The sequence below is a fragment of the Caballeronia sp. A2-2 genome, from assembly GCF_057612605.2.
Map to the genome: position 1 here is coordinate 245,574 of NZ_CM172588.1, position 20,548 is coordinate 266,121.

Below are 20,548 nucleotides of genomic sequence, written 5' to 3' on the forward strand. Positions count from 1 at the left end.
TATATCACGAGCATTCAACGACTCAGGAGACGGCAGCATGAAGATATGCGTTTATGGCGCGGGCGCGATCGGCGGCTATATGGGCGCGCAACTCGCGCGTGCAGGCGCAGAAGTCAGCTTCGTCGCGCGCGGTCCGCATCTCGCGGCGATGCAGGCGAACGGCGTCAAGCTGCAGATCGATGGAGACGAACACATCGTCAAGGTCCGCTGCACGAACAATCCAGCCGAACTCGGGCCGCAGGATGTCGTCATCATCGCGCTCAAGGCGCATTCCATTCCCGGCGTGGTCGATCTGATGGCGCCGCTGCTCGGGCCGGAAACGACAGTCGTTACCGCTGTCAACGGTCTGCCTTACTGGTACTTCTACAAACACGGCGGCGAGCTGGAAGGCACGACGCTGCAAAGCATCGACCCGGGCGGGAAGCAGTGGAGTGTGCTCGGGCCGGAACGTGCCATCGGCTGCGTGTTGTTGCCCGCTGCGGAGATCGCGGCGCCCGGCGTCATCGCGCATCACTACGGCAAGAAGTTTCCCATCGGCGAGCCGAGCGGGGAGATCACGCCGCGCTTGCAGGCGCTGCACGACATCATGGCGGCGGCGGACATGGAAGCGCCGATGCGCGAGAACATCCGCGATGAAATCTGGCTCAAGCTGTGGGGCAATCTCTGCTTCAACCCGATCAGCGCGCTGACCGGCGCGACGCTCGACGTGCTCACGAGCGACCCTGGAACCCGCGCGCTTTCGAAGGCGATGATGCTGGAGGCGAAGGCCATCGGCGACAAGATCGGCGTGAATTTCCGGGTGGACGTGGAGCGGCGCATCAATGGCGCGGGTGCGGTGGGCGCGCATAAGACATCGATGCTCATGGACTGCGAAGCCGGCCGCCCGATGGAAATCGATCCGCTGATGACCGTGGTGCAGGAAATCGGCCGGCTGGTTCACGTCGAAACGCCCATGCTCGATGCGGTGCTCGCATTGATCAAGTTGCGCGAGGGGGTGAATCAAGGAACCGCGAAGCCGTTATCGGTGCCCCAAAAAGCCGCCTAGACTTCAGACAGAATCACGCGCGTTGTTCGTGATATACAAGATGCAAAATATGTTGCGTTCTGTTGCGACGCAACATATACTGATGGCTCCTGAGTTGCACGATATTCGACTGGAGCCTGAAATGAGCATCGTCTTGTTGGTTGTCGCCGGTTTCGCGCTGGTTGCCGTGGGAATGGGCGTTACGTTTATGATTGCATCGGCGGTGCCGCAGGACATGCTGCAGCACGCGCAGGAAAACGGTCGCTACGCCGGTCTGTCGGCGGACGATCAAAACGGCGGTTCGGGCAAGCGTATCGACGCTGGCCGTCCGCATTTGGGAAACCAAGCCATCAATGCCATCTGATACTCAATCCGTAGCCTCGCCCGAGGTTCGTTCGAACGGGCTCACGCTGTCGCTGGAACCGATCAACGCCACGGTTTCGCTGCGGGATCAGGCGTACGCCAAGCTGCGTCAGGCTATCGCCGAGGCGGACATTTATCGCTCACGCGAGGAAATCCGGCTCGACGAGAAAGAGCTGACAGAAGCGCTCGGCGTTTCGCGCACACCCATTCGCGAAGCCATGACGCTGCTGGAGCAAGAAGGTTTTCTGCGCACGGTGCCGCGTCGCGGCGTGTATATCCTGCGCAAGACCAAGCGCGAGATCGTCGAGATGATCCACATGTGGGCGGCGCTGGAAAGCATGGCGGCGCGCTTAGCCACGCAGCGCGCGACAGATGCCGAGATCGCCCAGCTTCGCCATATGTTCGACAATTTCCGCGATGCCACGCCCGCCGAGCATATCGATGAGTATTCCGAGGCGAACATCGCGTTTCACTCCGCCATCGTGCGGCTGTCGAAGTCGGAAATCCTGTACGACACGATCAAAAATATCTTCGTGCACGTGCGCGCCATTCGGAAGATGACCATCTCGCAGAGCGACCGGGCATCGCGCTCGATCGTCGATCACATGCGCATCATCGAGGCGCTGGAGAAGCGCGAAACCGACCTCGTGGAACGACTCGTCAAGCAGCACTCGCTGGATCTGGCGGCGTTCGTCGAAGCGAATTGCGACTTTCTGGACTGAGTTGTATTTGCCGGTGCCCTGCGGGCGCCGGAATCGACACGCCTGGCGTGCTCATCATTGCCGGCGTGAACATCAGCGCCGTGATCTGGCCGATGCGCACGGCAAGCGCCGCCATGGCCTTCGGTCCTGCCAAATAAAAAATCACTGAACAGGCACGCTTCGCGTTGAGAGGCGCGAAGTGTAGCGCTTGCTGCTCGATAGGCAAATAAGAGCGGCGTTTCGCTGCCTTCTTACATCAGCCATTCCGATAACGCGCTGAAATTAGATATATCAAATATCTCGGCCTGTAGTGGCAATCGCAATGCTGCGTCGCACGATCCAAGCCCGCGAAAGCCTTGTCACAACGACACAAACGTCATTGCTGCGACGCATTACAGGGTTATTGCTGGTCGCATAATGGTTGACTAATACAGTGTGTGGAATATTGTATATCACAGAGTCCAAGCGATAACCGAAGACCGAACTTAGGCAAGCGCTTCACCAATAAACGTCGAACCAAGAATTGGAGACTTTGGCATGAACAACTCCGGCAAGGCACTGGATGGCGTGCGTATCCTCGATTTCACGCACGTTCAGTCGGGACCGACCTGCACGCAATTGCTCGCATGGTTCGGCGCGGATGTCATCAAGGTGGAGCGCGCGGGTTCGGGCGACATCACCCGCGAGCAACTGCGCGATATTCCCGATGCCGACAGCCTCTACTTCACGATGCTGAACCACAACAAGCGTTCGATCACCATCGACACCAAGAACCCTGAAGGCAAGAAGGTGCTCGAAACGCTCGTGAAGCAGTGCGACGTGCTGGTCGAGAACTTCGCGCCCGGTGCGCTGGATCGCATGGGCTTCACGTGGGCGCGCATTCAGGAACTGAATCCGCGCATGATCGTGGCGTCGGTAAAGGGTTTCGGTCCGGGGCCTTATGAAGACTGCAAGGTCTACGAGAACGTGGCGCAGTGCGCGGGCGGCGCGGCGTCCACCACCGGTTTCGACGATGGCCCGCCGACGGTCACAGGCGCGCAAATCGGCGATTCGGGCACGGGCTTGCATCTGGCGCTGGGCATCGTCACGGCGCTGTATCAGCGCAACACGAGCGGACGCGGCCAGCGCGTGCTCGCCGCGATGCAGGATGGCGTGCTCAATCTCTGCCGCGTGAAGCTGCGCGATCAGCAACGGCTGGAACGCACGGGCGTGATGAAGGAATATCCGCAATATCCGAACGGCTCGTTCGGCGAAGCAGTGCCGCGCGCGGGCAATGCATCGGGCGGCGGCCAGCCGGGCTGGATTCTGAAATGCAAAGGCTGGGAGACGGACCCGAACGCGTATATCTACTTCATCACGCAGGCGCCGGTGTGGGGCGAAATCTGCAAGGTGATCGGGCGCGAGGAATGGATCGATCATCCGGACTACAAAACAGCGAATGCGCGCCTGCCGCATCTGAAGGATATTTTCGACGAAATCGAGCGCTGGACCATGTCGAAAACCAAGTTCCAGGCGATGGAGATTCTCAACAAGCACGACATTCCGTGCGGCCCGATTCTCTCGATGAAGGAAATCGCCGAAGAACCGTCGCTGCGCAAGACGGGGACGGTCGTGGAAGTGGATCATCCGGTGCGCGGGAAATATCTGACCGTGGGCAATCCGATCAAGTTATCCGACAGTCCGACCGAAGTCGTGCGCTCGCCGCTGCTCGGTGAGCACACGGACGAAGTCATGGCCGAACTCGGCTACACGCCCGACCAGGTTGCCACGCTTCGAAGTCTCGGCGCGATCTGAACGCTAAACCATCGGATGACTGAATAATATGACTCAATGGATACGCTTTCGCGATGCCGATGGCCGCATCGGCTTCGGCACGCTCGATTCACACTCGGGCCGCGTCGTGCAGCATGACGGCGCGTTGTTCGACCGTCCGCGCCCGACCGACATCACCTTCGTCGCCGACGATCTCGCGCTGCTCGCGCCGTGTCAGCCGGGCAAGGTCATCGCGTTGTGGAACAACTTTCACGCGCTGTCGCAGAAGCTCGACAAGGCGCCGCCGAAGCATCCGCTCTTTCTCATCAAGCCGGCGACGTCGGTGATCGGGACGCACGAAGCCATCCGCAGGCCGGCGAGTTATGCAGGCAAGATCGCGTATGAAGGCGAGTTGGGAATCGTGATCGGCAGGACGCTGAGCGATGCGTCCGTGGAAGAAGCAGAATCGGCGATCTTCGGCTATACGTGCGTCAACGATGTCACGGCCGTCGAACTGCTTCAGGAAGATCCCAACTTCGCGCAATGGTGCCGCTCGAAAGGCTTCGACACGTTTTCGTGCCTCGGGCCGACGATCGTCAGCGCGGATGCATTCGACTGGCGCGGCGCGCAGGTCGTCACCACGCTCGATGGCGTCGAACGCCAGCGCTATCCGCTCGACGACATGATCTTTTCACCAGCCGAGCAAGTGAGCTTGCTGTCGCACGACATGACGCTCGAAGCGGGCGATGTCATCGCATGCGGCACGTCGATCGGCGTCGGATCGATCAAGGATGGCGCGCGCGTGGAGGTGTCGATCGCGGGCATCGGCACGCTCTCGAACGTGCTGGCCGCGTGAACAAAAAAGGCCGGCGCTTGACGGGCCGGCCTCGGGTTCAACTTGCCGCGTGAAGCATCAACGATCGCGATTCCACATTGCGCCGAGCACGAAGCCCACCGCCGCCGCGATCAGCACGCCCTGAATCGGCTGGCTCGCCACGGCCACGCGAACGTGATCGACCGTCTGTCCATAACTCTCCTGCAGATTGCCGAAGGCCTGACGCACTTTGCCTTCCGCCTGCAAATCCGAATTGCCGGTCAGCCCGCCGACCGCATCCTGCACCTTGCCGACCACCTGTTGCGCCGCGCCTTCCACCTGATCCTGCACCATGGTGTGCCTCCTTCTCGCTGTTGAACGTTGATTCGCCGCCGTCGATGCGACAGCGCCAGAAAGCACAATGCAGCACGCTTCATGCCCAGCCGCAGCGCGTCCTTCAGGCGTCGCCGATCAACTGTCTGACAGACTCGATCAGATCGTCGATGGACACCGGCTTGCGATGAAACCGCGCATGCGGATGTTCCAGTTGCGGCGCGTTGGCGGCGGCGCTCATCAAAATCACCGGCACGCGCGCGAGGCCGTCGCTTGCCGCCAGTTCGCGGATCAGCGCGACGCCGTCGAGGTGCGGCATCATCCAGTCGGTGATGACGAGATCGGGCGCGTTGGCGCGCGCGGATTCCAGCGCGGCGCGGCCATTCGATGCCGTCGATACCTCATAGCCCTCCATTTCGAGCACGAGGCGCCAGGTGGTGAGGATGTCGAATTCGTCATCGACGACGAGGATCTTTTTCATGTGCGCGCGCCGGGGTCCGACACGGAGAGCGCGGGCGCGAGCGACGGGTGTCCGGACAACAGACCCGTCGGTCCGATAAAGCCTTCGCTGATATGCAGGCCGCGCGCGTCGATCGTGAGCCGGCGAATCGCCGAATCGTGCGCGCCTTCCCGCTGTTTGACGACCGAGACCATCCGATAGAGCGAGGAGTTCGCCTCGACATAACGCAGCAACACGATGTTCTCCGTCATCGCGGAGGCGCGCAGCGTGCGCGGCATGATGGTGTCGCCGTAGAGCGGCAGTTCCTCGGTCAGCAGCGTGGTCACGCCGCGTTGACGCAGTTGGTGCGACAGCGCGTTGAGGAACAGGCCGAAGCGCTCCACGCGGTTGGCCGACTGAAAAATCCCGTCGATGCCGTCCACCACCAGACGCGTCGCCTTGGTGCGCTCAACGACGTTCAGCAACTGGACCGCGAGTTCATCGATCGCGAGTTCGACCGCCGGATGCCAGTCGATGGTGAGCCGGCCGTCCTTCAATGCATCCGACAAATCGATGCCGACCGATTGCGCCTTCGCCATCAGCCGTTCGGGCGATTCGTACAACCCGAAATACACGCATTGCTCGCCCTGATCGACGCCTGCCTGAAGAAACTTGAGCCCGAGCAGCGTCTTGCCCGCACCGGACGGCCCGATGAGCGTCGTGGTCGAGCCGCGCACCACGCCGCCGCCGAGCATCTGATCGAAATCGGGGACGCCGAAGGCGAGGCGGCTCTCGAAGTCGGGCGCCGAGCGCGCATCCGCCATCTGTGCCTCGATACGCGGAAACGTCACCAGTCCGTTTTCGGTGATCTTGAAGAAATGCTTGCCGAGCAGATGATCGCGGGCGCGCAGCTTGTGGACCTCGATCTCGCGCGCGCGGCGCATGCCGCTGTTGAAGCGGTTCAGTTCGACGAGACCATCCACCAGCGTATGTTCGGGATGCGGTTCGTTGCCCGAGAGCGGCGCGAGGATCAGCGTCGTGCAACGCGCCGCGCTCACGAACGCGGATAGTTCGTGGATGAACTGCGACAGTTCCAATTCCGTTGAGCTGAATTCGCGCGCGCTGCGGAATCCGTCGATCACCATGAAGCGCGGGCGGCTTTTCTTGATCGTCGCGGCGATCAGCGACAGGAAACCCGAAAGACCGTCGCGCATCAGTTCGTGATAGCCGCTCACGAAGAGCATGCGGTCCGAGATGGCGTTCGCGTTGTAGAAGGACAGCGCCCTGAGATGAGACAGCAGCTTGGTGTGCGACTCGGCGATCAGCGTGATGTACAGGACCATGTCGCCCTGCGCCACGCGATGAAAGCCGATCTGCGACGACAGGATCGTCTTGCCCGCGCCGGCCATCCCTTCGATGAGATACAGACCGCCTTCGACCAGACCGCCGCCGAGAATTTCGTCCAGTCCCGGCACGCCGGTCGTGACGTTGCCTTCGATATCGAACGGTCGGGGCGCGGAAGCGGGCGGAAGGTTGTCGTCTTGAGTCATGGCGTTTTCGTTTTTACTTGGCGATCAGGCTTCGAGCGAACGCGAATTATGGCTGACTATGGTTGACTTTAGGCAACCTGTGGCCATCCGTGATCCGGGGTGGTCTGTGCCATGCCGTGATGCCGCTGCGGTTTTCGGGTACGCCGCGCCGTTCCGCGCACGTGAAAACACGTAGTTCGGAACCGGCGAGAAAACGCACGATTCTCATTCGGTTGCATTTTTCACGCCCGCTCGCACTGAAGCAAGGTTTTTCGGAATGGCTAAGAAGTGTTTGAGATGACTCCGATGTTCGTGCGACCCGTGCGCTGCTGAAATAGCGCTGTTTCCTGAACACTGAACACGGTCGCGGCAATTTGCGTCCGGCCATCGATTCCTCGGCGCCATGCGCCATTCTTTGCCTCTGCTTGCCATGAACCGTTCGAATGCTTTTGTGGGCGCGCTTGTGCTCGTCGCCAGTTATTTTGTTCTGACCGCCACGCCCGGCGCCGCCGCCACGACCACCGCGCCGATTCCCGATGCGCGGATTCTTTCTGCCGCGCCGTTTCAGTTTCAGGCCGACCACGCGATTATTTCGGTGACGCCGCAGACACCGTCCGATTCACGCATTTTCACCGCGCCGCGTAATTCCGCGCCGTATTGGGACGGCGCGCGTTTCTCGCAGGAAATCAATCGTAAAAAGCTCATCTGAGCACTTTGAATTAGCAGGGTTCTCTGCCCATAATTCACCGCGAAGACATTGATTCGAATCTATGAGAGTTCGAAATGAACACGCGGGTGGTTGTGAAAATCGTCTTGGCGGTCCTTACAGTGGGCGGCGCGTGCCTGTTCGCGCACGCCGCCAGTGATGATCCCGCGAGTCAGCCCGTTTTCACCGCCATGCCGAACGATGCAGCTACAACCGGCGACGTCGCGGAACTCGAAAATCTGATTCGCGACGGCAAAATCACCGAGTTGCGTCGGACCTTGAATGGCAGTTACGGGGCGAGTCTGTCCTATTGTCCCGAAAGCATGATTTATTACGCCGCGCTGTTTCAGCAAAACAAATACTGGCGCGTATTCAAGACGCAAAACGATGCACGCGCCGAATCGGTTTATTCGGATTTCGCGCGTTCGTCGCTTCAACTCGCCGATGCCGAAATTCGCCGCATCAAACTGGAATCGCAAAAGGCGTATGCCGACCGGCAAATCGCGGAGCAGCAGGACCGCGCGAACCGCCTGCAATCCGATATCGATATTGCTCGTGCGCAGCAAAGCCAGGTGACGAGCTATCAGATCGAGCAACAAGAAGCCATTCGCACATTGCGCACGGAACAGGCGGCCGCGCAGGCGCAATTGCGCGCGCTGACGCAACGCGTGCAGGACTTGCAGCGCCAAACCGATGTCGATGTTCCCGCGCCCGCCCGATGACCGAGAACAAATCCGAATTTTTGGGAGTTGTCCACTTAGGACGAAACGTGCTTATCCGTAAAATTCCGCCGCTTTGGGATTGATTTTTCGTTGAATCGATCCCGCTTACATCGACTTCACGAAGGACAGGATGTTCAAGAAAACCATTGTCGCCGCTGTTGCGCTCACCGCGGCTCTTTCTGCCAGCGCGGCGACCTCGGGCCCCACGTTCAATCTCAAGGAATGGCAGACATCGAACGGGCAGAAGGCCTTCAAGGCAGAATGCTACGGCGTGTTCGAAAGCAGCAGTTCATGCATGGCGGCGGCTAAAAAGGCGTGCGGCGATCAGCCGGTCAACGTTCTTCAGACAGTCGATGGCATGTCGACGTCCAGCAATCCGCATGAACTGGTCTTCTCCTGCGGCCGGCAAGCGCAGTCCGCACCGGCCTCCGAGGCGGAACCGGCTCCGTTGCCGGTGGAAGTGGCGCCTGTCACGCCCGCGCCGATCGCACCCGCCGCAGTCAGCCGTAGCGTCACGCTCGACGAAAAGACCAACTTCGCCTTCGACAGCGCCGAGTTGACGCCGAAGGCCAGGCGCATCCTCAACAAGGTGGTCGCGGACGGCCGCGACGTGACGTTCTCCACCGTCACGGTTGCCGGTTTCACGGACTCGGTCGGTTCGGCACCGTATAACGTGGCATTGTCCGAGCGCCGCGCGAACGCCGTGCTCGGTTATCTGAAGGCTCACGGGCTCAAGTCGTCCAACTTCTCGACGAGCGGCTTCGGCAAGGAAAAGCCGGCTGCATCGAACGCCACGGCACCGGGCCGCGCGGAAAATCGTCGGGTGGAAATCGTCCTGACGCAGTAACGCGGTATTGGCTGGTCGTTAAAAAGCTCGCGGACCTCACAAGGCCGCGAGCTTTTTTCGTTTCAGGCGGTCTAGAAAAGCGTCAGTTGTTCGCGTCCCGGACCGCCTTCGAGCGTCAGCAAATGCTGCTTGCGTTCGACGCCGCCCGCGTAGCCCGTCAACGTGCCGTCGCCGCCGATCACGCGATGACACGGCACGATGATCGCCACCGGATTGCGCCCGTTCGCACCGCCCACCGCGCGCGATGCACCCGGCGGCAAGCCGAGCCGCCGCGCAAGATCGCCGTAAGTCCACGACTCGCCGAACGGAATCCGCTGCAACTGTTCCCAGACCTGCTGTTGAAACGGCGTGCCCACGAGCTTGACGGCCACCGAAAAAACTTGCCGCGCGCCGGCGAAATACTCGTCGATTTCATCGACCGCCTGAGCGATCGTGCGCGGCAGCGCGCGTGTCCCTTCGCGCTCGGGCAGCGCGACGCCTTCCGGAAAATGCTTCTGTCCGATGAAGTACAGCCCCGTCAGGCAGCCGTCTTCGGCGCGGTAGAGGATAGGACCGAGCGGACTCGGCCCGACATGGCTTTCGATCACGTTGCTTCTCCGGCGCGGCGCGCGCATCGACACGCGCACACCGCATCTCAAAACAAGATTGTAAAGCGCGTCAGATGAACGGGTTGTCCGCGCTGCCGGTCGGCTTGGCCGGTTCGTCGGGTAGTTTCGCGGGCAGCGCGCCGTCTTTTTGCAGCACATCGACGATTGCGGCCAGCGCCTTTTGCAGCGCGAGCGCATTGGCGAGTCCTGCCTGATCGCGCGCGATGGTCAGATCGCCGCTGATCGACACGCGCGTCTTGCCGTTGACGAAGTTGATCGCGTCGCCCGCGATGTTCAGTTGGTCCGTGTCGTTCGCAAAGGGTTTAAACACCGTTCAGTCCTCCGATTCGTTTGTCCTTGAGCCCGTCCGGAATGCCCGGAAACGCGAGGCCGCTCATGGCTTCCAGTTCGCGCACGGTCTTCATCGTGTAAGTGTTGGTCGGCGTGTTTTCGACGACGACCGCGAAGGCGATCTGCCGCTGCGGCAAGTACACCACCTTATACAACTGCGTTGGCACGAACACGCGCGATTCGCCGATGGTCTGCAACTGCCGTCCCGCGAACAGTGGCCCGGTGACGACATACGCATCGCCCGAATCCTCGACGAGCCTTCGTACCGCTTGCTCGATGCGCGCCCAGATGCGCCGGTTGTTCGACGGATTCTGCGGCACGATGTTCGCCAGCGAAAACGATTCGGCCATGCCCTGTTTGCTCCAACGGTCGCCTGCCGGACTCATATGACCGCGATCGTAGCCGCTTCCTTTGTAGTCGGACAGTTGCGCGCCGTCGCCCGAGGGCAGACGCTTGTCCGCGAAGAAGCGGTTGGTGCGCGTGTTGTCCTTCGCCTGATCGACGCCTTGCGCCGTCAGATGTTCCGCCGACCAGAGCGGTCCGTGCGTCACGCCGGAATGCAGCAGCGTGTATTCGGAATAGCAGAGTTGCTGCGTGTCCGCGCGCATCTTCGCATTGGTGACGACGGGTGCGCGCCCGCCCGGACTGAACTGCGCGCAGTCGCTCGCCCACGCGCTCACGGACGCGGTGACGAACAGCGCGGCGACGAATGCCTTGAGGCTTCTTTGCATGCTGATGTGTGTTCTCAAGTTCGGATCGATGCATGGTTCGCCACCCTATCGTCTGAGCGGAGGCGAACGCGGTCGCAGAGTATAAAGGCTGCGCGCTAGAATGCATCGGCCCGGCGTGTGCCGCAATCGTCGTCATCGAACTTATTGCCAACATGAATTCAACTTGCCGCACGCGTTCCTTGTTCCTTTCGCTCGCCATGTGCCTTGCGATGTTCGCGATGCCTCATGCACATGCCGACGATGGTCCTGCCTACGGTCCCGAACTGGAAGGCTTCGACTATCCGTATCCGGTCGCGCGCTTTGCCTTCACCTCGCAGCGTCAGGTCATGCGCATGGCGTACATGGATGTGCAACCGGCGCATCCGAACGGACGCACGGCGGTCCTGCTGCATGGGAAGAACTTCTGCGCGGCGACGTGGAAGCAGACCATCGATACCCTGACCGATGCAGGCTATCGCGTGATCGCGCCGGATCAAATCGGCTTCTGCAAATCGACCAAACCGGTGCGTTATCAGTACAGCTTTCAGCAACTTGCGCGCAACACGCACGCGTTGCTGGAAGCGCTGGGCGTGTCGCGGGCCACGCTCATCGCGCATTCGACGGGCGGCATGATCGCGGTTCGTTACGCGCTGATGTATCCGCGTGAGACCGAGCAACTCGTGTTGGTGAATCCCATCGGGCTCGAAGACTGGAAGGCGAAGGGCGTGCCGTCCATGTCCATCGACGACTGGTATGCGCGCGAACTCAAGACGAGCGCGGATGGCATCCGCCGATACGAGCAGAACACGTATTACGCGGGGCAGTGGCGCGACGACTACGAGCCGTGGGTGCAGATGCTCGCGGGGATGTATCGCGGGCCGGGGAAGGATGTCGTCGCGTGGAATTCGGCGTTGCTGTACGACATGATCTATACGCAGCCGGTCGTCTATGAGTTCGATCAACTGAAGACGCCGACCTTGCTTCTGATCGGCGACAAGGACAACACGGCTATCGGCAAGGACCTCGCGCCGCCTGAAATTCGGCCGACGCTTGGCCGTTATCCCGAGCTTGCGAAGCTGGCGCAGGAGCGGATTGCAGGAGCGAAGCTGGTGGAGTTTCCTGAGCTTGGACACGCGCCGCAGATGCAGGACCCGAAGGCGTTTCATAAAGCGTTGCTACAGGGTTTGGAAGACTTGCCGACGCAGCGTTGAGACGCTCGCGGGCAACGCGTTCGCGTGCCGCGTTTTGCCAGCTTGCAAAACTGTGTACCCCTTGCATGGAAAAGAAAGCTCCGCCCGCTACACTGCGCGAAAAGGTCGCCGACCTTGCCAACGACGGAGTGAAAACAGTGAAGAAGCGCGTGGCCATGTTGATTACAAGTGCCTTGTTCGTCATCGCGAATAATGCCCACGCAGAAGGGTGCATGAAGGGCGCGTTGGTGGGCGGCGTCGCCGGTCATTACGCGGGGCATCACGCGGTGGTCGGTGCCATCGGCGGTTGCATGGTGGGCCGGCATCTCGCGAAAGAAAAGCGCAAGCAAGCCGAAGCGCAGAACGCGGCGCAAACGCAGACATTGCAGGCAGCAGCGCATTGAACCAGAGCATCGAAGTGCTGCCGGTCGCGGTGTCCGCGTTCGTCGCGACCGACATCGACGACTTCGTTCTTTTGGTCGCGCTGTTCGGCAGCGGCAGGCTCAGATCGACGAACATCGTCATCGGGCAACTGCTCGGCATTGGATTGCTCGTTGCCGTGAGCAGTATTGCGGCCGTCGCGGCGCTGGCGATTCCGCCGGGCTGGACCAACCTGCTGGGCATTTTCCCGCTGGCGATCGGCATCCGCGGCGCGATGAACTGGTTCCGCGCCGACGATGACGACGCCGGCGACATGACCTTCTCGAAGACCTTCGGACGTTCCGAGATCCTGACCGTCGCCAGCCTGACGGTCGCCAACGGCGGCGACAATCTCGCGGTCTACATTCCGCTGTTCGCGAGTTCCGCGGTGGCCATTCCGATCTACGCCGCAGTGTTCGCCTCGATGACGTTACTATGGTGTCTGATCGGACGTCTGCTGGTCACGCATCGAACCATTGCTTCGCTGGTCGAACGATATGGCGAGGTGCTGGTGCCGGTCATTCTCTTCGGACTCGGACTGCGTATTCTGTCAGGCGCTTTCGTGTTGCTGCGATGAGGAGAAAGAGTCATGCGAAAGTTGTTCGTGACGGCGTTGCTTTCCTTCCTGACTTCGACCGGGCACGCCGCCGGCATCCGGCTTTTCGACATTCCTGCGAATGCGAACGGTCCCGCGCTGCAAGTCGCTGTCTGGTCGCCGTGCGCAGCGGCGCCTGAATCCATCGAAATCGGCCCATACGTGCTGCACGGAACGCGGAATTGTCCCATTGCTGGCGATCAACACCCGCTCGTGGTGTTTTCTCACGGACATGGCGGATCACGGCTCGATCAGCACGCGCTCTCCGAAAAGCTCGCCGATGCGGGCTTCGTCGTCGCAGCGGTCAATCATCCGGGCGACACGTATTCCGATATGTCGCGCACGATGGAAGCATCGGAATTCGTCGAGCGTCCGAACGACATCGAGCGGCTGATCGACTTCATGCTGAATTCATCGGTCGATGCTTCGAAGATCGACGCCAACGCCATCGGTTTCTTCGGCTTTTCACGCGGCGGCTTCACGGGCCTCGTACTGGCTGGAGGCGTGCCGGACTTTCAGCACGCCGATATAAGCTGTCCCGATGAATACCCCATCTGCAAGACCGTCCACGCAGGCAAGCTGCCGCCGCAACACTGGACGCATGACACGCGCATCAAGGCGTTCGTTCTCGCCGATCCGCTCGATGCCTTTCCAGGCCCCGCCGCCGTCGCGCAAATCCACGCGTCGCCTTGTGTTGCGGACGGTGCGGTCATCACCGCCGCCTGCGCCGTTCCGCTCTGCGCGATGGTCTCCTGTTGATCGTTCGAGGACTGCGCAAAGCCAGTGCTCGACATGACGCCCGCCGACAGCACGAAAGCAGCGGCGATGAATCGATTGAGTTTCACGTGCGTCTCCCTGAATGTCCGAAAGTGGCAGCGACCGGGCAGGCACGACCTTCATTTCCCAGCGCTGTGATGATGATTCTCGGTCGGAGCCGACGCGTTCAACAGCCACATGCGTAGAGGGAAAAGCGCGATCGGAACGCGAAACATGTAGGCATCGCGAGGCGTGCAGAACGCGTCGACGCCGCTACATTTGTGTGTACAGACTCGAACGATGTGCTGCTATTCTTTTTGGATGGCTCGCTGCCGCTTCGACGGACGGCGGCATTCTGATCGGGCATCGTCATGAGAACGTCGGGCTTCGGCGTGCGCAGGTTCAGATCGGCGGCTCAGGAACGTGCGTTCAGAAAAGACCATGCGCGGCGCTTTTCCGGTCAGCGCAAGCTGGCCATCATCATCTTCACGGTCTTGTGGGTCTTGTTTTCGTGGCGCGATCTCGGACGGCTGGACATTCTCGATCCCGGCGGGCTGCATCATCACGAACTCATCGTCGTGCGAATCCTCGGAACGATCGGCATGACGATTGCCGTGCTGCTGTGGACGCCGCGCGCACTCGACGAACGCTGGGCGGTCGCTCTGTTGAGCCTCTGGACGATCAGCGGCTGGTTCGCCGTCCTGAGAATGATGCAGATCTACCCTGGCGATCTGCCGTGGCGGGAAGGTCACGGAATCCTGACATTAACCCTCTTCATGGTCTTCGGAGCCTTCAGGCTCAGAGTGACGACAGCCGCGTGGCTGATCGGGCTGTGCATCGCGGCTTATCTGCTGATGCTTTATTTCGTGCCACCGCGTGCGAGTTTCGGTGCGCACCCTGACGTGTTGCTGGCTCACGGCAGCATGGTGCCGATGACCTACGTCATTGGCCTGGTCGTGAGCATTCCGCTAGAGCGGAGCGCCCGGCGCGAGTTCATGTATCAGCGAACCTTGCGTGCGTCCAAGGCGCGCATCGAGGCGGCATCGCGCGTGGTCAACGAGCAAAACCGGCGCATGCAGGAATTGATCCGCGAGAAGGAGCGGTTTTTTTCATCGGCGTATCACGATATCCAGCAGCCGCTCGCCGCGATCAACCTCTTCATTCGCAGCGCGCGCACACATCGGGGCGATGCGCGCGCCGTGGACCGCGACCTCGACGTGATCGAGGAAACCGCGTCCGACATTCTCGCCATGTTCAAGGATATTCAGGACTACAGCGAGCTGGGTTCCTACGCGCCGCGTTTAGCGCCGGTCAATACGAACGACGTGCTGACCGAAGTCTTCGCGCAATACGGTGAAATGGCACGCGTGCGTGGGATCGCATTCAGAATCGCGCGGCGGCGAGCGGGGCCGCCCGCCATCGAGACCGATCGTTCGCTCTTCAAGCGCGCGGTCTCCAATCTCGTGTCGAATGCGATCAAGAACACGGCGTCGGGCGGCGTGGTGCTCGGCTGGGTGCAACTCGGCGACCGGCTGCGCGTGGATGTGTGGGATACCGGAATCGGCATTGCGCCCGTGCATCGGGACGCGATTTTCGCGGAGTATTTTCAGGTCGGCAATCCGGGACGCGACCGCTCGAAAGGGCTGGGCCTCGGGCTGTCGATCGTGCAACGCGCGGTTCGCATCTTGCAAGGGCACGACCTGAGTTTCGCCTCGGTCGAAGGGCGCGGGTCGCGCTTTTCGCTCTACGCGAACGTGTCGGTCGCGGCATCGGCACAGACTACCGAATCGAACGATGCCGATGCCGACATCACCGCGCCCGATCTCACCGGCACATTCATCCTGCTGTGCGACGATGAACCGATCGTGCTCGAAGGACTGCGGCGTCTTTTTTCGAGCGCGGGCGCGCTCGTGCACGCAGCCGAATCGATGGCGGGATTCGATGCCATTCTCGCCGACGATGGCCGTATTCCCGATCTCATCGTCACCGATATCCGCCTGCGCGATGGCGCCAACGGCAAGGAAGTCGCCGCGCAGATCAGGCGTCACTACGCATGGGCGAGCGCGATTCCCGTTGTCTTCATCACCGGAGAACTGCTGTCCGACCGCGTGCTGCGCGACTTTCCCGAGCCGTTCATGCTCCTGCGTAAATCCTCCGCGCCGCAAGATTTGCTGGCGGCGATCAGTCGGTATCTTGCCGCTCAACCGAAGGTGAATCTCGATCTCGCGAAGGATGCGTGACCGGCAGCGTGCCGAGCGTGATGCCCTTGTCCGCCAGCATCACGATGAGTTCCGTGCGCCGCCGCAAATGAAAGTGCGCCAGCAGATGACTGATGTACTTGCGCACCGTGATGTCCTCCAGTCCCATTTTCGACGCGATGGCTTTCGACGGCAGACCGCGCGCCAGCCACGTGAGCGTTTCGAATTCGCGAGGCGTGAGGCCGAGGTTCGGGGCATCCCACGGTCCGGTTTCGCGTGTCTGTGGATGCTCGCTTTCGCTGTCGTGCCGCAAGCCGGCCATGCTCGCCGCCGGCAGGAACACGCCGCCCGAAAGCACCGCGACGATGGCCGCATGCAGCGCTTCCGGCGACGACGACTTGGGCACGTAACCCATCGCGCGCAATTCGAGGCAGCGCCTGATCGTCTCCACGCGTTCATCCGCCGAGATGACGACCACGGGCAAGAACGGCCGTGCGTCTTTCAGGCGGATCAGCGCGTCGCAGCCGTGGCCGTCGGGCAGTTCGAGGTCCAGAAAAACGATGTCGGGATGCCCCGAAACCGCGAGTTCGACGCCGCGCGACACGGTGCTTGCGTGCAACAGTTCGACGTCCGGTAGCAGCGCCTTCATGAGCAGCGCGAGCCCGGCCCGGAAAAGTTCGTGATCGTCGACGAGCAGTACGCGCATCCCCGTATCTCCCGGCGACACAGTGTTCAGCGATCTTACGCCCGCTTCGTAATAGAAGCTCGGATCACGCTCCGCACACCGCGCGTTCGACCGCTGGCAACTGCACCAGCAGCGTCACGCCGCGCGCCAGCATGAACACGATGAGCGCCAGCCATAGCCCGTGATTGCCGAACGGCCCGACGAGCGCCCACGCGGCCAGCGCGAAAATCGCGAGACACACGGCCATCGCCTTCATCAGTTCGTGCGTGCGCGTCGCGCCGATATACACGCCGTCGAGCTGAAACCCGGCTACCGACACGAGCGGCGAGATCGCGGCCCACGGCAGAAAGCGCTCGGCAGTACTGCGCACGATCGCCTGATCCGTCAATGCGTCGATGATCCACGTGCCGCCGCACCAGAACGCGACCGAGAAGGCCGCCGCGCCGATCACGGCCCAGAGCATGGTCACCTTCACGGCCTGACGGAACGCGTGACGGTCGCGCGCGCCCGCCGCCGCGCCGACCAGCGCTTCGGCGGCGTGCGCGAAGCCATCCAGCCCGAAAGCCATGAAGGTCTGGAAGTTCAGAAGGAGCGCGTTGGCGGCGAGGATCGCATCGCCCTGAGACGCGCCCATGTGCGCGAACCATGCGAACGAACCGAGCAGGCAGAGCGTGCGCACGAAAATATCGCGATTGATGGCGATGAGGCGCCGGATTGCGTGGGCATCGAACAAGGTGGATGCAGCGAGCGGCGGCAGACCGTGTGGACGCAGACGCCAGAGAATCGAAAGGCCCAGCGCGAAGCCGCAGATGTCCGCCGCCGCCGTCGCCGCGCCGATACCCGCGATGCCCCAGCCGAACCGGTACACGAACAGCAGCACCTCGACGATATTCACCGCGTTGATGAACACCTGCGTGAGCAATGCGAGCCGCACGCGCTGACAACCGAGCAGCGCGCCAAGCACGACGTAATTGCCGAGCGCGAACGGCGCGGCCCAGATGCGCGCGTGACTGTAGGCGCTGGCCGTGTCGCGCACGGCGTCGCTTCCGCCGAGCGCTTTGAGCGCGTACGTGATGATCGGCATCTGCAAGGCCAGCACCGCCGCGCCGATGGCAAGCGCCAGCAGAAGCGCACGCAGCACGTTGGCGCGCAGGGCGGCGTCATCGCGCGCGCCGAACGCTTGCGCGACGAGTCCGGTGGTGCCCATGCGCAGGAATCCGAAGCCCCAGAACACGAAGCTGAACACCAATCCGCCGAGCGCGACGCCGCCCAGATATTGCGGACCGTCGAGATGACCGGCGACGGCGGTATCCACCGCGCTCAAAATCGGCTGCGTGAGATTGGCGAGGACGATGGGGAAGGCCAGCGTCAGCACGCGCTTGTGCCAGTTGACGGGCAGGGCGGCGGTCAATGAGGTATCCGGGAAGGAAGAAGGCGACATTCTCGCGAGCCTTGACTGACTGTGCAACCCGCGTGTCGATCCGCGAGAATACGCGTCGGACTGACCGAATGCGCATGCGCTTATGAAAACTTTTCTGCTCTATGTCGTTACTGCTGTGGCTGAGATTGCCGGTTGCTACTTTCCGTATCGATGGCTCAAGGAGGGGGGGTCGTCGTGGCTGCTCGTTCCGGGCGCGTTGTCGCTCGCGCTGTTCGCGTGGCTTTTGACGCTGCACGATGCGGCGGCGGGGCGCGTCTACGCGGCGTATGGCGGGGTGTATATCGGGGTGGCTATCGGTTGGCTTTGGGCGGTGGATCGGATTCGGCCTACGGCGTGGGATTTGGCGGGCGCGGTTATCGCGCTTGTTGGCATGGGTGTGATCGCGTTCCAACCGCGGGTGTGATGTGTAGACGGGGTTTGGTTCTTTTCTTTCGTGCAAGGGGCTTGTCTTGTTTGTTTGGTTTATTCAGTAGCCGCCTCCCCGGCGGGGGGGTAACTTTCTTTGCTGCAAAGAAAGTCACCAAAGAAAGCAGCTTTTTACCCCATGCACGATGGCTGGAGAGGGTTGGTCTGGATTAACCGATACAGTGGCCGCAATAGGACTTGCCACGCATAACGAGTCGATTAGGCAACCTTGCGATTGCGCGCTCGAATCCTTTGGCCTTAGTGGACCGCGTTCATTCATTCGGCCATGCGCTTCGCGCGCCGAGAACGTAAGAATGGAACCCCGCAGCGTATCAGCGTCCAGCCACATCACACCGCATCGCACCTCTCCCATTGGGCCCTACCTTGGTAAGCACTTCTGGGCAAAGCTCGCACACCAACGCCAGTCACCTTTTGTCGGAGCACTAACCAAGGTAGGGCCGAATAGCAATCTAGCGGAGAAGCGTGAGGTGGCTGGGCGCTGATACGCTGCGGGATTCCGTTCTAAAGCTCTCGGCGCGCGCAGCGCATGGCCGAAAGAATGAGCGCGATCCACTAACCGTTGATTATCCGAGCGCGTAATCGCGAGGTTGCCCATACGCTTAACCAACCGAGGGAAGCCCTATTGCGGCCACTGCATCGGTTAATCCAGACCAACCCTCTCCAGCCATCGTGCATGGGGGTAAAAGCTGCTTTCTTTGGTGACTTTCTTTGCAGCAGCAAAGAAAGTTACCCCCCCGCCGGGGAGGCGGCTACTGCAATAAAGACACAAACACCAGCAGCCCTTTGCTCGACAAAAAAACAGAACGCACCATCACGCCTCCAACGCGAGCAGCGCGAACGTCGCCAGCCAATGCTCCCCCATGTAATCCCCCGCCACATGCGCGATACCCGCAACCAGATGCGCCTCCGCGCTAGCCAGCAACACCCCGATACGCGCATCGCCCACCGGCAACATCCGCGCGATGCTGCGCTGACACCACGCCCGGCTCAAATTCAGGCCATCGAGATGCGCGAGCTTGCCGTCGCTGCGATCAGTCACGGTGGCAGGCGCGAAAACCGTCGCCGGTTCGCGCTGCGCGAGTCGCGGCAGAAAGCGCCCGAACCAGTCGATGAACGCATCGGCGGGTAACACGTCACGCATGAGCCGCGCTTCCATCAACGAAGGCGAGAGAAATTCGTCGCCCGCAGGTTCCCACGCCTGACACGCTTCATCGGCGAGAAACCAGCGCGTGGCGGTATCGGTCAGCAAGCGTTCGAACTCCGTGTTTCCCGATGCCCGCGCATAACCGAGCGCAAGCGTCAACGCAAACGCCATGTTGAAGTGCGTCCCGACCCGCAACGGATAAGTCGCTTTCGGCAGGAATTCGGCGAAACGCGCGACGAACGCATCGGCGAGCGGCGCAAGCGTGGCGGACCAGCGCGCGGCATCGTCCGAATGCATCGAGCGTAACTGGCCCGCGAGTGCAAGCAGCCACGCCCACCCATACGGACGTTCGAAACCACGCGCCGCCGGCCGATCCAGATACGCCACTTCCGCCGCGACATTCTCCACCGTGAAATGCTCGTCGATGACCGCGCGAATGAACGGCGCCTCGGGCATGCCGGGAAACCGTTCGTACAACCGCGCGATCAGCCAGTAACCATGCACGCACGAATGCCAGTCGAAGCTGCCATAGAAAATCGGATGCAGCGCGCGCGGACTTTGCACGTCGGCGGCGCTCGCCATGACGTGATCGAGCTTGTTCGGATACTCGCGCGTCAGATGCCCGAGCGCCACGCGCGCGAACTTCGAGGCAAGAGCTTCGTCGAGTTCTACCGATTGATTTTGGCTCATCTTCATTCCCGGCTAAAGGCTGCGATCATGAGACTTTATCGATAAAAACTCGTTAAAACGAATCGATAAGGGTAATCCCTTAAGTGGTTTTTCCATCGAAGCGCGTAAGGAACTCGTCGTATAAA

23 protein-coding genes are annotated in these 20,548 nt (G+C 61.3%); 14 read left to right on the plus strand and 9 right to left on the minus strand.

Annotated features, from left to right (window positions below):
* The first annotated feature begins 37 nt into the window (after positions 1-37).
* From ACZCWR_RS17355 to ACZCWR_RS17375, 5 genes are all read left to right on the plus strand, one after another.
* Positions 38-1,045 carry a 2-dehydropantoate 2-reductase gene (locus ACZCWR_RS17355; RefSeq protein WP_487304222.1) on the plus strand — a complete coding sequence of 336 codons (1,008 nt, stop codon included), beginning with the start codon at positions 38-40 and terminating at the stop codon, positions 1,043-1,045.
* Positions 1,046-1,085: 40 nt separating this feature from the next.
* Positions 1,086-1,388: a hypothetical protein gene (locus tag ACZCWR_RS17360; RefSeq protein ID WP_487304223.1), complete on the plus strand. Its 303-nt coding sequence runs from the start codon at positions 1,086-1,088 to the stop codon at positions 1,386-1,388.
* Entirely contained in the window at positions 1,378-2,109 is a 732-nt protein-coding gene (locus tag ACZCWR_RS17365) for a GntR family transcriptional regulator (RefSeq protein WP_487304224.1), read from the plus strand. Before ACZCWR_RS17360 ends, ACZCWR_RS17365 begins: the two co-directional genes overlap by 11 nt.
* Positions 2,110-2,625: 516 nt before the next feature.
* Positions 2,626-3,882, plus strand: a complete 1,257-nt coding sequence (gene frc, locus ACZCWR_RS17370) for a formyl-CoA transferase (protein ID WP_487304225.1) — start codon at positions 2,626-2,628, stop codon at positions 3,880-3,882.
* Between the two features lie 28 nt (positions 3,883-3,910).
* Entirely contained in the window at positions 3,911-4,696 is a 786-nt protein-coding gene (locus ACZCWR_RS17375; protein ID WP_487304226.1) for a fumarylacetoacetate hydrolase family protein, read from the plus strand.
* 57 nt (positions 4,697-4,753) lie between these two features.
* Here the strand turns inward: ACZCWR_RS17375 and ACZCWR_RS17380 are convergent, their stop codons facing one another.
* The 3 genes from ACZCWR_RS17380 to ACZCWR_RS17390 all read right to left on the minus strand — a co-directional run bounded on the left by ACZCWR_RS17380 (position 4,754) and on the right by ACZCWR_RS17390 (position 6,976).
* Positions 4,754-5,008, minus strand: a complete 255-nt coding sequence (locus tag ACZCWR_RS17380) for a CsbD family protein (RefSeq protein WP_487304227.1) — start codon at positions 5,006-5,008, stop codon at positions 4,754-4,756.
* A 103-nt stretch (positions 5,009-5,111) separates the two neighbouring features.
* A complete protein-coding gene (locus tag ACZCWR_RS17385; protein WP_487304228.1) occupies positions 5,112-5,468 on the minus strand; it encodes a response regulator in 357 nt (118 codons plus the stop codon).
* Positions 5,465-6,976 carry an ATPase domain-containing protein gene (locus tag ACZCWR_RS17390; RefSeq protein ID WP_487304229.1) on the minus strand — a complete coding sequence of 504 codons (1,512 nt, stop codon included), beginning with the start codon at positions 6,974-6,976 and terminating at the stop codon, positions 5,465-5,467. Before ACZCWR_RS17390 ends, ACZCWR_RS17385 begins: the two co-directional genes overlap by 4 nt.
* A 409-nt stretch (positions 6,977-7,385) precedes the next feature.
* Between ACZCWR_RS17390 and ACZCWR_RS17395 the strand changes: the two genes are divergently transcribed.
* From ACZCWR_RS17395 to ACZCWR_RS17405, 3 genes are all read left to right on the plus strand, one after another.
* A complete protein-coding gene (locus ACZCWR_RS17395) occupies positions 7,386-7,664 on the plus strand; it encodes a hypothetical protein (RefSeq protein WP_487304230.1) in 279 nt (92 codons plus the stop codon).
* 92 nt (positions 7,665-7,756) lie between these two features.
* Positions 7,757-8,383 carry a DUF2968 domain-containing protein gene (locus tag ACZCWR_RS17400; RefSeq protein ID WP_487304231.1) on the plus strand — a complete coding sequence of 209 codons (627 nt, stop codon included), beginning with the start codon at positions 7,757-7,759 and terminating at the stop codon, positions 8,381-8,383.
* Between the two features lie 130 nt (positions 8,384-8,513).
* The gene (locus tag ACZCWR_RS17405) at positions 8,514-9,230 is read left to right on the plus strand and encodes an OmpA family protein (protein WP_487304232.1); all 717 of its coding nucleotides are present in this window, start codon (positions 8,514-8,516) and stop codon (positions 9,228-9,230) included.
* A gap of 71 nt (positions 9,231-9,301) precedes the next feature.
* On the opposite strand, the gene ACZCWR_RS17410 is transcribed toward ACZCWR_RS17405, so the two are convergent.
* The 3 genes from ACZCWR_RS17410 to ACZCWR_RS17420 form a co-directional block, all read right to left on the minus strand.
* The gene (locus tag ACZCWR_RS17410; RefSeq protein ID WP_487304233.1) at positions 9,302-9,817 is read right to left on the minus strand and encodes a methylated-DNA--[protein]-cysteine S-methyltransferase; all 516 of its coding nucleotides are present in this window, start codon (positions 9,815-9,817) and stop codon (positions 9,302-9,304) included.
* Between the two features lie 70 nt (positions 9,818-9,887).
* Positions 9,888-10,148 (minus strand): hypothetical protein, encoded by a 261-nt coding sequence (locus ACZCWR_RS17415; protein WP_487304234.1) that lies wholly within the window; start codon positions 10,146-10,148, stop codon positions 9,888-9,890.
* A complete protein-coding gene (locus ACZCWR_RS17420; protein ID WP_487304235.1) occupies positions 10,141-10,899 on the minus strand; it encodes a DNA/RNA non-specific endonuclease in 759 nt (252 codons plus the stop codon). Before ACZCWR_RS17420 ends, ACZCWR_RS17415 begins: the two co-directional genes overlap by 8 nt.
* 197 nt (positions 10,900-11,096) lie before the next feature.
* Here ACZCWR_RS17420 and ACZCWR_RS17425 point away from each other — a divergent pair, with 197 nt between their 5' ends.
* The 5 genes from ACZCWR_RS17425 (at position 11,097) to ACZCWR_RS17445 (ending at position 16,079) form a co-directional block, all read left to right on the plus strand.
* A complete protein-coding gene (locus ACZCWR_RS17425) occupies positions 11,097-12,089 on the plus strand; it encodes an alpha/beta fold hydrolase (protein WP_487304728.1) in 993 nt (330 codons plus the stop codon).
* A 155-nt stretch (positions 12,090-12,244) separates the two neighbouring features.
* Positions 12,245-12,472, plus strand: a complete 228-nt coding sequence (locus ACZCWR_RS17430) for a hypothetical protein (RefSeq protein ID WP_487304236.1) — start codon at positions 12,245-12,247, stop codon at positions 12,470-12,472.
* Positions 12,469-13,065, plus strand: coding sequence for a cadmium resistance transporter (locus tag ACZCWR_RS17435; protein ID WP_487304237.1), 597 nt, complete (start codon positions 12,469-12,471; stop codon positions 13,063-13,065). Before ACZCWR_RS17430 ends, ACZCWR_RS17435 begins: the two co-directional genes overlap by 4 nt.
* A gap of 12 nt (positions 13,066-13,077) precedes the next feature.
* Entirely contained in the window at positions 13,078-13,842 is a 765-nt protein-coding gene (locus ACZCWR_RS17440) for an alpha/beta hydrolase family protein (RefSeq protein ID WP_487304238.1), read from the plus strand.
* A gap of 368 nt (positions 13,843-14,210) precedes the next feature.
* Positions 14,211-16,079: an ATP-binding response regulator gene (locus ACZCWR_RS17445; protein WP_487304239.1), complete on the plus strand. Its 1,869-nt coding sequence runs from the start codon at positions 14,211-14,213 to the stop codon at positions 16,077-16,079.
* On the opposite strand, the gene ACZCWR_RS17450 is transcribed toward ACZCWR_RS17445, so the two are convergent.
* Together ACZCWR_RS17450 and ACZCWR_RS17455 are read right to left on the minus strand one after the other, a co-directional pair.
* On the minus strand, positions 16,021-16,743 hold the full coding sequence (locus ACZCWR_RS17450; RefSeq protein ID WP_487304240.1) for a response regulator: 723 nt from the start codon (positions 16,741-16,743) through the stop codon (positions 16,021-16,023). The genes ACZCWR_RS17445 and ACZCWR_RS17450 overlap by 59 nt on opposite strands.
* A 64-nt stretch (positions 16,744-16,807) precedes the next feature.
* Positions 16,808-18,163 carry an MATE family efflux transporter gene (locus tag ACZCWR_RS17455; RefSeq protein WP_487304241.1) on the minus strand — a complete coding sequence of 452 codons (1,356 nt, stop codon included), beginning with the start codon at positions 18,161-18,163 and terminating at the stop codon, positions 16,808-16,810.
* Between the two features lie 82 nt (positions 18,164-18,245).
* Between ACZCWR_RS17455 and ACZCWR_RS17460 the strand changes: the two genes are divergently transcribed.
* Positions 18,246-18,566: a YnfA family protein gene (locus tag ACZCWR_RS17460; protein ID WP_487304242.1), complete on the plus strand. Its 321-nt coding sequence runs from the start codon at positions 18,246-18,248 to the stop codon at positions 18,564-18,566.
* An 834-nt stretch (positions 18,567-19,400) separates the two neighbouring features.
* On the opposite strand, the gene ACZCWR_RS17465 is transcribed toward ACZCWR_RS17460, so the two are convergent.
* Entirely contained in the window at positions 19,401-20,423 is a 1,023-nt protein-coding gene (locus ACZCWR_RS17465) for a DUF2891 domain-containing protein (RefSeq protein WP_487304243.1), read from the minus strand.
* Positions 20,424-20,548: the final 125 nt, after the last annotated feature.